Consider the following 13,838-nt stretch of genomic DNA (forward strand, 5'->3'; position numbering starts at 1 on the left):
AGCGCTTACGTAATTTCCACAGCAACTTTGTTGCCCTGTGAAGCTCATACCTGGTGGCAAACCTAGATCTTCATTACAACATTGCTGTTGCGCCCCCTGGGCCGCATCTCGACATCCATCTTGCATCACGCCGACGGCGCCAGCCTACAGCGGGTGCGAGTGCGCTTTTTTAATATGAGCCTTGCCTCGTGCTGGATGTGAAGTGCGCTTCAGGACAGCCAGCCAAAACCAAGGTTCATTTATGACATCTCTCGATATTCAGTTGCTGCTGACCGCCCTGGTCAGCGTGCTGGTGCTGGTCGCCTTGATCGTTTCACGCATCAAGCTGCACCCGCTGCTGGCCCTGCTCATCGTCTCGGTAGGCGTCGGCTTTGCCACCGGCATGGATCCGGAAACCATCGTCAAGCAGCTGACCAATGGCGCCGGCAAAACGCTGGGCGCCGTAGGCGTCGTGATCGCGCTGGGCGCCATGCTGGGCAAGATCCTGGCCGATGCAGGCATCACCGAGCAGATCGCCGAAGCCATTCTCAGGCACTCCTCCGATCGCATGATCCCCTGGGCCATGACCCTGGTGGCCTTTATCGTCGGCATCCCCATGTTCTTCGAGGTCGGCCTGGTGGTCATGCTGCCGCTGATCTTCAGCGTGGCGCGCAAGCTGGAAGGCCAGGCCCGATTCAAGGGCTCGGCCTATGTCTACGTCGGCGTGCCCGTGATCTCGGCACTGGCGGCCATGCACGGCATGGTTCCGCCCCATCCCGGCCCCCTGACCGCCATCGCCACCCTCAAGACCACGGTCGGCCCGACCATGCTGTACGGCTTTCTGGCCGCCATTCCGGCCATGGTTCTCGGCGGCCCGCTGTATGGCGCCTTCATCGCCCCGCGCATGAGCACCAAGCCCGACCAGGCTTTGCTGGACCAGTTCACCATCACCGAGAAAGCCACTGCCGGCCAGCAGCCCAGCATCGCCCTGGGCGTGCTGGCGGCCCTGCTGCCCGCCATTCTGATGCTGATCCACGCCGTCGCCGAGATGCTGCTGCCCAAGGATGCGGCAGCCATGCATGTGGCCAGCTTTCTGGGCAATCCCCTGATCGCCATGCTGCTGGGCGTGCTGTTCGCCATCGTGGCCCTGGTGATGGCCCGTGGCGGCGATACCGAAAAGCTGCGTGACGCGCTGGGCAAGAGCCTCAAGCCGATTGCCTCCATCATCATGATCATTGCCGGCGGCGGTGCCTTCCAGCAGATGCTGACCAGCGCCAAGGTCGGTGATGCCATCGTCCATCTGACCCAGCAGTTCGCCTTCCCGCCGCTGATCCTGGGCTGGCTGATCGCCATGCTGCTGTCCGTCTCCACCGGCTCGGCCACCGTGGGCATCGTGGGCGCTGCCGGCCTGCTGGCGCCGCTGGCGGGGGCCGACCCCAGCCTGAACCTGCCCCTGCTGGCCCTGTCCATCGGCTGCGGCTCGCTGTTCTTCAACTATGCCAACCACGCCGGTTTCTGGATGGTCAAGGAGTCCTTCGGCATGACCATGGGCGAAGCCACCAAGACCATCTCGGTCGTGCAGTCCATCGTGGCCGTGGTGGGCCTGATCATGGTGCTGCTCTTCAACGCGCTCATCACCGTGCATTGAGGCTGGCCGTCCAGGCCACACCGGGTGCTGCAGCGCAGCGGCCCCGGTACCTGCCGCCGGGCCGCAGCCTGTGGCGCATGACAGCATCGCGCCGGCTTGCGCCCGCGGCACAACCAATCCATCACGATTGGTGATACCCCCATCCCCTAGCCCCGCTGCACGGGTGAGGCGGTGCTCACTACAGTGGCGTTCAACTCCAATCTGACCCTGTCAACCGCGCTCCAGCGGCGGAAATGACAGAGGACATCCACCCACGTTGAACCGCTGCAGGCATCGCCCCGTGGCAGCCCATCATGAAAACTGAAGCCTTTGACACCGATGTACTCGTCATCGGTGGTGGCAATGCCGCCCTGTGCGCCGCGCTGATGGCGCGCGAAGCCGGCAGCCGCGTGCTGCTGCTTGAATCCGCTCCGCGCGCCTGGCGCGGCGGCAACTCCGGCCACACCCGCAATCTGCGCTGCATGCACGACGCACCCCAGGACGTGCTGGTCGAGGCCTATCCCGAAGAAGAGTACTGGCAGGACTTGCTCAAGGTCACGGGCGGCATCACCAACGAGCATCTGGCGCGCATGGTGATCCGGGCCTCCTCGACCTGCCGCAACTGGATGCGCAGGCATGGGGTGCACTTCCAGCCGCCGCTGTCGGGCGCGCTGCATGTGGCGCGCACCAATGCCTTCTTCATGGGCGGCGGCAAGGCGCTGGTGAATGCCTATTTCCGCAGCGCCGAAAAGCTGGGCGTGGAAATCCGCTACGAGTCGCCCGTGGACAAGGTCGAAATCGAGGACGGCCGGTTCCAGGCTGCCTGGGTCAAGACCAAGGATGGGAGCCAGCGCATCACGGCCAAGAGCTGCGTGCTGGCGGCGGGCGGCTTCGAGTCCAACCGCGAATGGCTGCGCGAGGCCTGGGGCCAGAACGAGCGCGGCGAATGGCCGGCCGACAACTTCATCATCCGCGGCACGGCCTTCAACCAGGGCGTGCTGCTCAAGCATATGCTGGAAGAGCAGCAGGCCGACGGCCTGGGCGATCCCACGCAGGCGCACATGGTGGCCATCGATGCCCGCGCTCCGCTGTACGACGGCGGCATCTGCACGCGTATCGACTGCGTCTCGCTGGGCGTGGTGGTGAACCGCGATGCCCAGCGCTTTTATGACGAGGGCGAGGACTTCTGGCCCAAGCGCTATGCGATCTGGGGCCGTCTGGTGGCCCAGCAGCCCGGCCAGATCGCCTACTCCATCATCGACAGCAAGGCCATAGGCCGCTTCATGCCGCCGGTGTTCCCCGGCGTGAAGGCCGACTCCCTGCCCGAGCTGGCGCAGAAGCTGGGTCTGGACGTGGACACCTTCATGGCCACGCTCGACGCCTACAACAGCAGCTGCAAGGTCGGCCATTTCGACCATACCGCGCTGGACGACTGCCACACCGAAGGCCTGGCTCCGGCCAAGACGCACTGGGCGCGCCCCCTCGATACCGGGCCTTACTACGGCTATGCGCTACGCCCCGGCGTGACCTTCACCTATCTGGGCCTGAAGGTGGACGACACATCCGCCGTGCGCTTCAAGGATCAACCCAGCCAGAACCTGTTCGTGGCCGGCGAAATGATGGCCGGCAATGTGCTGGGCAAGGGCTACACCGCCGGTGTTGGCATGTCGATCGGCACGGCCTTTGGCCGTATCGCCGGGCGCAATGCCGCCCTGGCGGCTGCTGGCAAACCCGCCGTGCATGGCGCCGTAAAGGACTGAAATGAAACACCCCCTGAGCGGCTTCGCCGCTTCCCCCTCCCTCTTTGGGAGGGGGACAACGCCCTCGCGGCGGGGTGGCCCTTGCTCGGCGTCTCTGACTTGGAGCACGCCAGTTTCAAGTGATGCGAATCACGCCCAACGTCATTGATACTGACATGCAAACCCTGAAATCCCTGCAAGAACTGGGCAAGCAAGCCCAGACCCTGGCCACCGGCAAGGTGATTCCCATCCTCCCCGCCCCAACGGAAACCGCTGCCGAAAGCGAAGTGGCGCGTGTCATGCAGATCTGCAATGCCTGCCGCTATTGCGAAGGTTTCTGCGCTGTGTTCCCGGCCATGACGCGCCGTCTGGAGTTCGGCAAGGCCGACGTGCATTACCTGGCCAATCTCTGCCACAACTGCGGCGCCTGCCTGCACGCCTGCCAGTACGCACCACCGCACGAATTCGGCATCAACATTCCCAAGGCCATGGCCGAAGTGCGCGGCCAGACCTATGCCGACTATGCCTGGCCGCCCGCCATGGGCAAGCTGTACCAGAAGAACGGCCTGACCCTGTCCCTGGCACTGGTCGCCGGCCTCTTCCTGTTCCTGGCGCTGGCCGTCGCGGCGCAGGGCGGCATTGGCCAGCTGTGGAACGGTAATCTGGGCAACAACTTCTACAACCTGTTCCCGCACAATTTGCTGGTCGGCATCTTTGCGCCGGTGTTCCTGTTCGTGGTGTTTGCGCTGTCCATGGGCGTGCGCCGCTTCTGGAAGGATGTGAAGCCCGCCACCAGCAATGTGGATGTCAGCGGCCCGGCCGCTGCCGAAGCCACGCACGACGTGCTGCGCCTGAAATACCTGGACGGCGGCCATGGCGACGGCTGCCACAACGAGGACGACGAGTACACGCTCAAGCGCCGCCGCTTCCACCACCTGACCTTCTACGGCTTCATGCTGTGCTTTGCAGCCACGGGCCTGGCCACGGTCTATCACTATGTCTTCGATCTGCCTGCGCCTTACGAGCTGCCCAGCCTGCCCAAGATTCTGGGCGCCCTGGGCGGCGTGAGCCTGATGATCGGCACGGCCGGCCTCTGGATGCTGAACCGCGCACGCCATCCGCTGCATGGCGACGCCAGGCAAAAACCCATGGATCTCGGCTTCATCGCCCTGCTGTTCCTGGTGGCATCCAGCGGCCTTGCGCTGTGGCTGGGCCGCGGCACGCCGGCGCTGGCATTGCTGCTGTGCCTGCACCTGGGCGCCGTGATTGCGCTGTTTGCCACCCTGCCCTACGGCAAGTTTGCCCACGGCGTGTTCCGCACGGCTGCGCTGCTGCGCCACAACACCGAAAAGCGCCAGCCCAGCCCCATCGGCCTGGGCGCTGATTGAACGACGCCCCATGACAGGCACGCCCGCTGTGCCTGCTCTCAGAAAAATCAGCCGGAATACCGGCATTCCTTTCCGACCAAGGAGACATCCCATGATGAACAAACGCCATTTCCTGCGCGCCACGGCCGTGGCCGCCTCCCTGCTGAGCCTGGGCTCGGCGGCACAGGCCGCACCCGACTGGCTGCCCAACAAGCCCGTGACGCTGGTCGTGGGCTTTGCCGCTGGTGGCGCCGCCGACGCGGCAGCACGCATGATTGCCAAGAAGCTGGGCGAGAACATCGGCCAGACCGTGGTGGTGGACAACAAGGGCGGCGCGGGCGGCAATATCGCCCACCAGTTCGTGGCCAAGGCACCAACCGACGGCTCGGTGCTGCTGTTCGGCTCCATCGGCCCGCTGACGATTGCGCCCCACATCATGAAGGTGGGCTACAACCCCTTCAGCGATCTCGCGCCCATCTCGGGCGGCGTGAACTTCCCCAATGTGCTGGTGGTGCACAAGAGTGCGGGCGTGAAGAATCTGGCCGAGTTCGTGGCCAAGGCCAAGAAGAGCCCCGGCAGCGTGGACTATGCATCGACCGGCGCGGGCTCGGCCTCGCACCTGGCTGGCGAGCTGTTCAACCAGCGCGCTGGCGTGGAGATGGTTCACGTGCCCTACAAGGGCGGTGCACCGGCCCTGCAGGACCTGCTGGGCGAGCGCGTCACCTCCTACTTTGCCGCGCCCCCGACGGCCCTGCCGCATGTCGAGACCGGCAAGCTGATTCCGCTGGCCACCACCGGCCTGACTCGCCCCGCCTACATGCCCAATATCCCCACCGTGGCCGAAGCCGGCTATCCGGGCTTCGAGGCGCTGAACTGGTATGCCTTCGTCGCCCCCGGCAAGACCCCCACGCCCGTGCTGGACCGCTGGAACCTGGAGATCGTCAAGGTGCTCAAGGACCCCGGCGTGGCCGAGGCGCTCAAGGTCCACGGCCTGACGCCCCAGCCCACGACGCGGGCCGAGTTCGCGGCCTTCATGAAGAAGGAATACGAGCAATGGGGCAAGGTGGTCAAGGAACGCAAGATCACCCAGAACTGAGAGCACAACCCCGCTCGTGCCGATGCATAAGGCATGAATTGGGCGCAATCCAGGTCAGGACGGCGAGCAAGGGCCTCGCCGGCCGCGCAGCGGCTCAGGGGGTGATGGGCTTTTTCTCCACGGGAGCCGCAAAGCCCACGCACAGACGGTTCCAGACATTGATGCAGCCGATGGCGTAGCTGAGCTCGACGATTTCGCGCTCGCTGAAGTAGGGGCGCAGGGCCTCGAAGTCCTGCCGCCCGGGATGGGCCTGGCTCAGCTGCGTGCAGCGCTCGGCCCAGTTCAGCGCGGCGCGCTCGCGCATCTCGAACAAGTCCACCTCGCGCCAGACCACCACGCTGTTGATGCGCTGCAGGTCCTCGCCGCGCGACAGCAGCTCGCGCACATGCATGTCCACGCAGAAGGCGCAGCCGTTGATCTGCGAGACGCGCAGATAGACCAGCTCCAGCAGCTGCACACCGAGGCTGGAGCGCGCGATCTGGGCGTTGAGGCCGGCCTGCGCCTTGTAGAGCTCGGGAGCCAGCACACGGAAGTCCAGGCGCGGCGTGGGGATGGCAATAGGGCTGGCGGTGGGGTTGGCGATGTCGGCCATGTGAATACTCCTTGAGGGACATTGCAGGCCCGCCCCTGCGGCCGGCCCATACCTCTTAGACGCGCCAGCGTCGCGGTTTGTGACAAGCCTCGTCATTCATCGCCGGGCCATCAATAAACATAGCTGCTATCGCTCTGCAATAAACAAACTCAGCAATAGAACTATCTGAGTTTATTTATTTGCATGCGGTAGCAGCTATTGTTTTCTTCGCCTTCTGCGACGGGTCTCACCCATCAGGCAGCCGGCACCAGCACGCGGGTCAGCTTGTCCGGATTGCGCAATGTGTAGATGCGCCGGATCAGTCCGTCCTCGACCAGCAGCGTCTGCACCGACTCCACCCGGCCGTCCACGCAGCGCACCAGACCCGGCAGGCCATTGACGCGCGCCAGATGCAGGGTCTGCTCCTGCCCGTCGCGGCGCAGACGCCGGGCCGTGGCGAAGTAGAGCAGCGCCAGGCGGCGCCCGGTCTCCAGCACGCGACCAAAGGATGCCACCTTGCCGCCGCCGTCGCTGATCAGCGCGGCGTCGGGCGCGAAGAGCGCCTGGATCTGCGCCAGATCACCGCCCCGTGCAGCCTGGGCAAAGCGGCGCAACAGCTCGGCATGGGCTTGTGCGGGCGCCTCGAAGCGCGGCCGTCCGGCCTTCACATGGGCACGCGCGCGGTGCACCAGCTGGCGGCAGGCGGCCTCGCTGCGGCCCAGCGCCTGGGCCACCTCGGCGTAGTCGGCATCGAAGACCTCACGCAGCAAAAAGGCTGCGCGCTCTTCGGGCGTCAGTTGCTCCAGCACGAACAGCAGCGCCGTGGAGACATCATGAGCCTGCTCCAGCAGCTCCTCGGCCGAGGGGGCGGCCTCGGTCCAGGGCTGGACCAGCGGCTCGGGCAGCCAGAAACCCGCATAGTGCTCGCGCTCCACGCGGAGGCGCCGCAGCCGGTCTATGGCCAGCCGCGTGGCGGTGGTCACCAGCCAGGCCTCGGGCTGGACAATGGCGGCGCGCTCGCTGTCCTGCCAGCGCAGCCAGACATCCTGCACCAGATCCTCGGCCTCGGCCCGCTGGCCCAGCATGCGATAGGCCAGCCCGAACAGGCGCGGGCGATGGCGCTCGAAATCCTGCAGTCCCGCATCGGCGGGCGGCGCAGTGTGGGAAGTGGGGCTCACGTGATGTCTCCTGCAAATAGGCCGGGCCAGCCACCCAGTGTGACAGGCACCAGGCCTTAGACGCAGAACGCACAGCTTTTGTGACAACGCAGCCAAAAACTGGCGCACTTCGAGCCAGGGACTCCAAGCAAGAGCCGCCTCGCGGCGAAGGCGTCGTCCCCCTTCCGGGGGAAGCCGCGCAGCGGCTCAGGGGGGATCAATACCCCACCGCGCACCCGTCCTTGCGCGGATCGGAGCCCGCGATGTAGAGCTCGCCGTCGCGCAGCACCAGCTGGGCGCCGCCAAAGGCGAACACGCCGTGGCCGGCCTCGATGCTGACCTCATGCCCACGTGCGCGCAGTTGCTCAACCACGGCGGCATCGAAGGACGGCTCCACGGCCACGCCCTTGCCGCCGGTCACGCGCCAGCGCGGTGCATCGGCCGCAGCCTGCGGGTTCTGGCCGTAGCGCAGCACACGCAGGGCCATCTGCAGATGGCCCTGGCTCTGCATCGGGCCGCCCATGACGCCGAACGCCATTTGCGGCGTGCCGTCGGCATGCATGGCAAAGGCCGGAATGATGGTGTGCGAGGGGCGCTTGCGCGGGCCGACCTGATTGGCATGACCGGCCTCGGTGGTGAAGCCGTGGCCGCGGTTCTGCAGGCTGATGCCCGTGCCCGGCACGACCACGCCCGAGCCGAAGCCCATGTAGTTGGACTGAATGAAGGAGACCATCATGCCGCTGGCATCGGCCGCCGCCAGGTAGACCGTGCCGCCGGGCCGGGGCGCGCCGTAGGTGGGTGAGCTGGCCTGCTCGCGGTCTATGAGACGGGCGCGTTCGCGCAGATAGTCGCGGTCCAGCAGCTGCGCTGGGGTGACGCGCATATGGTCCAGGTCGGCGTTGTACTGGTGCAGGTCGGCAAAGGCCAGCTTCATGGCCTCGATCTGCAGATGCACGCTGTCCACGCCGTCGAGGTCTTGCTTGCCCACGCCCAGCTCGTCCAGCATGCCCAGCGCCATCAGCGCCGCAATGCCCTGGCCGTTGGGCGGAATCTCGTGGATCACCGAGTCGCCGAACTTCTGCGACACCGTGCCCACCCAGTCGGCCTGGTGCGTGGCCAGGTCTTCCTCGCTCATCACGCCACCGCACGCCCGCGAATGCTCGACCATCTTTCTGGCCAGCGCACCGCGGTAGAAGGACTCGCCCATGGTCTCCGCAATCTCCTCCAGCGTGCGCGCATGGGCTTCGCTCCTGAACACTTCTCCGGCCCGGGGCGCACGGCCGCCAGGCAGAAAGCACTCGGCAAAGCCGGGCTGATCGCCCAGCTTCTTGCCGCCCAGCTCCCACAGCGTGGCAATGGTGGGAGAGACCGCGAAACCGTTGCGCGCATAGTCTATGGCGGGCCGGGCCACCTGCGCGAAGGGCAGCTTGCCGAAGCGCTTGGACAGCGCCACCCAGGCCGACACGGCGCCGGGTACGGTCACGGCGTTCCAGCCCTTTTCCGGAATGCCGCCCAGCTGGGCAAAGTAGTCGGGCGTCCAGCCCGCAGGCGAGCGGCCCGAGGCGTTGAGGCCGTGCAGCTCCTTGCCGTCCCAGACGATGGCAAAGCCGTCGCTGCCGATGCCGCAGCCCGTGGGCTCGACCACCGTGAGCGTCATGGCCGCAGCCAGCGCTGCATCCACGGCGTTGCCGCCGGCCAGCAGCATGGAAAGGCCGGCCTGCGCGGCCAGCGGCTGCGAAGTGCTGACCACATTGCGCCCCAGCACCGGCGAGCGGTTCGAGGCATAGGGAAGCGTCCAGTCCTTGACGAGGTTAGTCATATCTAAGTCCGATCAGTGATTCATGGGCGCCGCGCACAAGACGGGCACCGCCAACGGCGCACGCCGAGCAAGGGCCGCCCTGCAGCGAGGGCGTCGTCCCCCTCCCGCGCAGCGCCCGGTCAGGGAGGAAGGCGCGGAGCGACTCAGGGGGTGTTTTTATTCCAAAGTAATGTGGTTGTCCCTGATGACCTTGGCCCAGCGCGCGCTGTCGGCCTGCACCATGGCGGAGAACTGTCCTGGCGTCTGCGGCTTGGCGGGCTCCACGCCCTGCTTGGCCAGACTGGCGATCACCTCGGGATTCTGGATGGCGCGGTTGAAGGCCTGGTTGATCCTGCCGACCAGCTCGGGCTTCATGCCGGCCGGGCCGTAGACACCGAACCAGGTGACCGAGGAATACCCTGGCAGGCCCGATTCGGCCACCGTGGGCAGGTTCGGAGCCAGCGTGCTGCGCCTGTCGCCGGTCACGGCCAGGGCACGCAGGCGGCCGCTGGCCACATGGGGCATGCCCGTGGGAATGGAGTCGAACAGCAGATGCACCTGGCCTGCCGCCAGATCGGTGATCGATTGCGCCGTGCCCTTGTAGGGCACATGGGCGAGCTGTATGCCAGCCTGCGCTGCAAAGGCGGCGGTGTTCAGGTGCACGATGGTGCCGTTGCCACTGGTGGCGTAGTTGAGCTTGCCGGGATTGGCCCTGGCATAGGCAATCAGCTCCTGCACGCTCTTGACCGGCAACGAGGGCGTGACCAGCAGCACGCTGGCCGCGTCCGCCGTATGCGCGATGGGACTGAAGTCCTTGTCCGCCTTGTAGGCCAGCCTGGGCATCAGATGCGGCGAAATCGCATGCGTGCTGCTGGTGGTGAACAGCAGCGTGTAGCCGTCGGCCGTCGCCTTGGCGGCCTCGGCCGTGCCTATGGTGCCGCCGGCGCCGGGCCGGTTGTCGATGACCAGTTGCTGGCCCAGCTCCTGCGATACGCGCTGCGCGATCACGCGTGCCACCAGATCGGTGGCGCCGCTGGCCGGAAACGGCACGATCACCCGCACCGGTCGGGTGGGCCAAGCAGCCTCACCCTGGGCCAGGGCCGGCAAGGCCAGCAGGCCACCGGCCACCGCCGCTGCGGCATGGAGCCACTGGCGGCGCGTCGTTGAAACAGTAAACCGTGCCCGCATGGCAACTCCCGGTGAAATGGCAGCTTGTTCGAAAGGGGGCGCCGCTGCCCGGCAACCCTCGAACGGGACATCTTAGAAAGCCGAGGCATTTGCCGCTATCGGCAAATTTGCAAGCCATCATTGCCAGAACAGCAAACCGAGCACAATGGCGGTTTGCTTTCACCGACTGTCATGCCCGAGTCCCGCCATTTGCTGCTCCAAGACACCGCGCTGCGCTACTTCCACGAAGTCGCGCAATGCGGCTCGCTGACCGAGGCTTCGGCAAGGCTGCATGTGGCGGCCTCGGCCATCAGCCGCCAGATTGCGGCATTGGAGGCGCGCCTGGGCACGCCGCTGTTCGAGCGCCACCCGCGCGGCATGGTGCTCAACGCTGCCGGCGAGATCCTGGCCGATCATGCGCGCCGTGCGGGGCTGGACGCGGAGCGCGCACTGGACGAGATCAAGGCCTTGCAGGGCCTGCGCAGCGGCAAGGTACGCATCGCCAGCTCCGACGCCTTCGCCAGCGAATTCCTGCCACGCCTGTGCGCGACCTTCCAGCGCGAGCACAGCGGCATCGTCTTCGAGGTGACGGTGCTGCCCACGCACGAGGTTTCCGGTGCCGTGCGCACCGGCATGGCCGATATAGGCCTGTGTTTCAGCCGGGCCCCCGAGCCCGGCATTGCGGTCGCCTGCCGCGTGGCCGCGCCCGTGCTGGCGCTGGTGGCATCCGGCCATGAACTGGCACAGGAGCGCAGCGTGGCACTGGCCAGGCTGGTGCGCTATCCACTGGCACTGACGCCGCCCAGCACGGCCGTGCGCCAGCTGCTGGACGCAGCCTGCAGCCGCCAGGGACTGATGCTGGCACCGGCCCTGGAGAGCAATCACGGCAAGACGCTGCTGAACTTTGCGGCCCAGGGCACGGCGGTTGCCGTGGCCAGCGAAATCGCCGCCCGCGACATGGTGGCCACGGGAGCGCTCGTGGCCGTGCCGCTCAGCGACCGCGGCATGGATCTGCGCGATATCGAGGTGCAGACCCTGGCCGGCCGCACGCTGCCGCATGCGGCGCAGTCCTTTCTGGAGCTTTTGCAGCTGCGCCTGCCCGCAGCCTGGTGATACGGCAACCGCTCTCGCCGATTCAATCCACCTTGGGGCGCAGTACCAGCCATAGCGACAGCGCAATCAGCCCGCCCCCCATGGCATGTGCGACTGTCAAGGACTCATCGAGCAGGGCCCAGCCCCAGAGCACGGCGAACACGGGCACGATGAAGGTCACGGTCAGCGCCTTCTGCGGCCCCTCGTCGGCAATCAGCCTGAAGTACAGCACATAGGCCAGAGCCGTGCTCAACAGGCCCAGCAGTGCCACATTGCCCCATGCCAGCAGCGGCGCAGCCTGCAGCCTGGCCAGCATGCCGGGCTCCAGCGCCATGTCGATGAGCAGCGCCGGTGTCAGCACCATCAGCGCACCCAGCTGGCTGATGAAAACGGCAGCGCGCGTGTCCACGGACGCATTGGCACCCGCAAGCCTGAGCGTCAGATAGCTGGAAAACGCATAGCAGACCGTGGCCACAAAACAGGCCGCCATGCCGCCCAGCACAGCTGCGCTGAGATCCAGCGGCCCGGCCTGGGCCAGCACCGCCACGCCGCCAATCCCCAGCAGTACCGCAGCCACGCGCGCGGGCGTGATCGCCTCGGCAAACACCAGCGCTCCCACCACGGTGGCCACCAGCGGCGTGGTGGCATTGAAGATGGCGCTATAGCCCGATGGCAGCACCTGGGCCGCCAGGGCGTACATGAGAAAGGGGATGCCGGAATTGATGACGCCCAGCCCCAGCAAGGGCCACAGATAGCGCCCGATCCTGGGCCGGTAGCCCATGGCAAACAGCGCCGCGCCAAGGCCCAGCGCCGAAAACAGGCCGCGCCCCACGGCCGTGGGCACGGCCCCCAGATGTGGCACGGCCACGCGCATGAATAAAAAACTGCCGCCCCAGAGGGCGGCCAGTGTCATGAGTCGGATCAGGCTGGCTACAGACATACAGGGCATTGTGCACAGCCCCGGCCTTCACGCCTGTCACAACTGCCGAATGCCAGGATCAGTGAATCTGCACCAGCACATCGTCCAGTGTGGCACCGGCCTCTTCGGGTACCGGCCGCGTCAGCTGCGGCACCTTGTAGATGCTGGCATCGGCATGGATCAAGCCTATGTCATAGCGCTGGCCGGCCAGATAATCGCCCACCGACTCCAGCACGATGGGGCTGCGGTGCAAATGCTCGGTAGCCCGCAGTTCGTCGAGCGAGAGCCAGACGCTGCGCACGATGCCGTCGTCCAGATGGCGCTGGGCATGGTGCATGCCCAGATCGCCCGTGAAGGCAAAGCGCAGATAGGTGATGTCCGATCCCGTGCGCGTGCGCACAAAACGGTTCATGTAGATGCCGACCAGGGCCGTGGGCGTGAAGCTGTAGGCCGTCTCTTCCATGACTTCGCGCACACAGGCATCGACAGGGCTTTCGGAGGGGTCGAGATGACCGGCCGGCGTGTTCAGACGCAGTCCATCCGCCGTTTGTTCTTCCACCAGCAAAAAACGGCCATCGCGTTCGATGATGGCCGAGACAGTCACATTGGGTTTCCAGCGATTGGGCATGGCGGGCATTATCCTTGCCCCAACCCGACGATGTGTCAGATAAATCCCACCATATAGAGCGCTCCTTCGCCGTAACTGTCCAAATGTTGTTGCTGCGCAGCATTTGTCACGGATTCGACCACATAGCCTTGACGCTCCCAGTAAAGCCGTGAGCCCTGCACCGAAACCAGTGCCGTGCGCTGCACGCCGCGCTCTCTGGCCTGCGCCTTCAGGACCTGCACCATCCGCCGCGCCAGACCCTGGCCGGCTGCAGCTTCGGACACGGCCATATCGTGCAGATAGAGCACGCTGGCGTCCTCATATTCGGCAAAGTCGCCGTTGAGCGGCGTGATGGCCCCGGGGCGCGACCAGTAGGCCGCCAGATAGGCCACCAGCTCGCCTCCTTGCTCGGCCGCCCAGGAACAATGCCCGGCCGTCCGCAAACGGCGCACAAACACCTCGCGCGGCTCGGCAAAGTCCGCGCCATAGCAATGCTCCTGTATGCGCAGCAGGGCATCCACATCGTCCGCACCCAGCGCACGCAGCTGGATTGGCATCAACTCCGGCATCAAAACTCTCAAATCAATAGCTACCAACGCTTATCAGAAAAGGGCTTGTTGCCAATTTCAATCAAAATCCAGCACATAGCTTAGCAAGCCGTCCATCCCGCAGCAGTCTGTAGGCGCTATCGCAATGGTAATGATTCTCAATTGGAAACT

12 protein-coding genes are annotated in these 13,838 nt (G+C 65.8%); 5 read left to right on the forward strand and 7 right to left on the reverse strand.

Features of this window, described 5'->3' with window-relative positions:
• Window positions 1–241 precede the first annotated feature (241 nt).
• The 4 genes from ACLBXN_RS15980 to ACLBXN_RS15995 all read left to right on the forward strand — a co-directional run bounded on the left by ACLBXN_RS15980 (window position 242) and on the right by ACLBXN_RS15995 (window position 5,808).
• Complete coding sequence (locus ACLBXN_RS15980; protein ID WP_211458238.1) at window positions 242–1,627, forward strand: GntP family permease; 1,386 nt, start codon at window positions 242–244, stop codon at window positions 1,625–1,627.
• Window positions 1,628–1,920: 293 nt separating this feature from the next.
• The gene (gene tcuA / locus ACLBXN_RS15985; RefSeq protein WP_447612792.1) at window positions 1,921–3,366 is read left to right on the forward strand and encodes an FAD-dependent tricarballylate dehydrogenase TcuA; all 1,446 of its coding nucleotides are present in this window, start codon (window positions 1,921–1,923) and stop codon (window positions 3,364–3,366) included.
• Window positions 3,367–3,521: 155 nt separating this feature from the next.
• On the forward strand, window positions 3,522–4,733 hold the full coding sequence (tcuB, locus tag ACLBXN_RS15990; protein WP_447612793.1) for a tricarballylate utilization 4Fe-4S protein TcuB: 1,212 nt from the start codon (window positions 3,522–3,524) through the stop codon (window positions 4,731–4,733).
• Between the two features lie 91 nt (window positions 4,734–4,824).
• Entirely contained in the window at window positions 4,825–5,808 is a 984-nt protein-coding gene (locus ACLBXN_RS15995) for a Bug family tripartite tricarboxylate transporter substrate binding protein (RefSeq protein ID WP_447612794.1), read from the forward strand.
• A 94-nt stretch (window positions 5,809–5,902) separates the two neighbouring features.
• On the opposite strand, the gene ACLBXN_RS16000 is transcribed toward ACLBXN_RS15995, so the two are convergent.
• The 4 genes from ACLBXN_RS16000 to ACLBXN_RS16015 all read right to left on the reverse strand — a co-directional run bounded on the left by ACLBXN_RS16000 (window position 5,903) and on the right by ACLBXN_RS16015 (window position 10,522).
• A complete protein-coding gene (locus tag ACLBXN_RS16000; RefSeq protein ID WP_447612795.1) occupies window positions 5,903–6,400 on the reverse strand; it encodes a carboxymuconolactone decarboxylase family protein in 498 nt (165 codons plus the stop codon).
• Window positions 6,401–6,633: 233 nt separating this feature from the next.
• Complete coding sequence (locus tag ACLBXN_RS16005; RefSeq protein WP_447612796.1) at window positions 6,634–7,557, reverse strand: RNA polymerase sigma-70 factor; 924 nt, start codon at window positions 7,555–7,557, stop codon at window positions 6,634–6,636.
• Between the two features lie 196 nt (window positions 7,558–7,753).
• The gene (locus ACLBXN_RS16010; protein WP_447612797.1) at window positions 7,754–9,355 is read right to left on the reverse strand and encodes a gamma-glutamyltransferase family protein; all 1,602 of its coding nucleotides are present in this window, start codon (window positions 9,353–9,355) and stop codon (window positions 7,754–7,756) included.
• Window positions 9,356–9,511: 156 nt separating this feature from the next.
• Window positions 9,512–10,522: a Bug family tripartite tricarboxylate transporter substrate binding protein gene (locus ACLBXN_RS16015; RefSeq protein WP_447612798.1), complete on the reverse strand. Its 1,011-nt coding sequence runs from the start codon at window positions 10,520–10,522 to the stop codon at window positions 9,512–9,514.
• Between the two features lie 171 nt (window positions 10,523–10,693).
• Between ACLBXN_RS16015 and ACLBXN_RS16020 the strand changes: the two genes are divergently transcribed.
• A complete protein-coding gene (locus tag ACLBXN_RS16020) occupies window positions 10,694–11,614 on the forward strand; it encodes a LysR family transcriptional regulator (protein WP_211458227.1) in 921 nt (306 codons plus the stop codon).
• A 22-nt stretch (window positions 11,615–11,636) separates the two neighbouring features.
• Here ACLBXN_RS16020 and ACLBXN_RS16025 read toward each other — a convergent pair whose 3' ends face one another.
• Genes ACLBXN_RS16025 through ACLBXN_RS16035 form a run of 3 tightly spaced genes read right to left on the reverse strand, consistent with a single transcriptional unit; the run spans window position 11,637 to window position 13,688 of the window.
• Window positions 11,637–12,533: a DMT family transporter gene (locus ACLBXN_RS16025; protein WP_447612799.1), complete on the reverse strand. Its 897-nt coding sequence runs from the start codon at window positions 12,531–12,533 to the stop codon at window positions 11,637–11,639.
• 58 nt (window positions 12,534–12,591) lie between these two features.
• The gene (locus ACLBXN_RS16030) at window positions 12,592–13,149 is read right to left on the reverse strand and encodes an NUDIX hydrolase (protein ID WP_059440011.1); all 558 of its coding nucleotides are present in this window, start codon (window positions 13,147–13,149) and stop codon (window positions 12,592–12,594) included.
• Window positions 13,150–13,175: 26 nt separating this feature from the next.
• Complete coding sequence (locus tag ACLBXN_RS16035) at window positions 13,176–13,688, reverse strand: GNAT family N-acetyltransferase (RefSeq protein ID WP_447612800.1); 513 nt, start codon at window positions 13,686–13,688, stop codon at window positions 13,176–13,178.
• Window positions 13,689–13,838: the final 150 nt, after the last annotated feature.

Source organism: Comamonas sp. C24C, from assembly GCF_053345995.1.

Bases quoted from the DNA above. Each gene is read 5' to 3' on its own strand.
- ACLBXN_RS15980 (WP_211458238.1), top strand. From the start codon at position 242: ATGACATCTCTCGATATTCAGTTGCTGCTGACCGCCCTGGTCAGCGTG.
- tcuA (WP_447612792.1), top strand. From the start codon at position 1,921: ATGAAAACTGAAGCCTTTGACACCGATGTACTCGTCATCGGTGGTGGC.
- ACLBXN_RS15995 (WP_447612794.1), top strand. From the start codon at position 4,825: ATGATGAACAAACGCCATTTCCTGCGCGCCACGGCCGTGGCCGCCTCC.
- ACLBXN_RS16000 (WP_447612795.1), bottom strand. From the start codon at position 6,400: ATGGCCGACATCGCCAACCCCACCGCCAGCCCTATTGCCATCCCCACG.
- ACLBXN_RS16015 (WP_447612798.1), bottom strand. From the start codon at position 10,522: ATGCGGGCACGGTTTACTGTTTCAACGACGCGCCGCCAGTGGCTCCAT.
- ACLBXN_RS16030 (WP_059440011.1), bottom strand. From the start codon at position 13,149: ATGCCCGCCATGCCCAATCGCTGGAAACCCAATGTGACTGTCTCGGCC.
- ACLBXN_RS16035 (WP_447612800.1), bottom strand. From the start codon at position 13,688: ATGCCGGAGTTGATGCCAATCCAGCTGCGTGCGCTGGGTGCGGACGAT.
- ACLBXN_RS16010 (WP_447612797.1), bottom strand. From the start codon at position 9,355: ATGACTAACCTCGTCAAGGACTGGACGCTTCCCTATGCCTCGAACCGC.
- tcuB (WP_447612793.1), top strand. From the start codon at position 3,522: ATGCAAACCCTGAAATCCCTGCAAGAACTGGGCAAGCAAGCCCAGACC.
- ACLBXN_RS16025 (WP_447612799.1), bottom strand. From the start codon at position 12,533: ATGTCTGTAGCCAGCCTGATCCGACTCATGACACTGGCCGCCCTCTGG.
- ACLBXN_RS16020 (WP_211458227.1), top strand. From the start codon at position 10,694: ATGCCCGAGTCCCGCCATTTGCTGCTCCAAGACACCGCGCTGCGCTAC.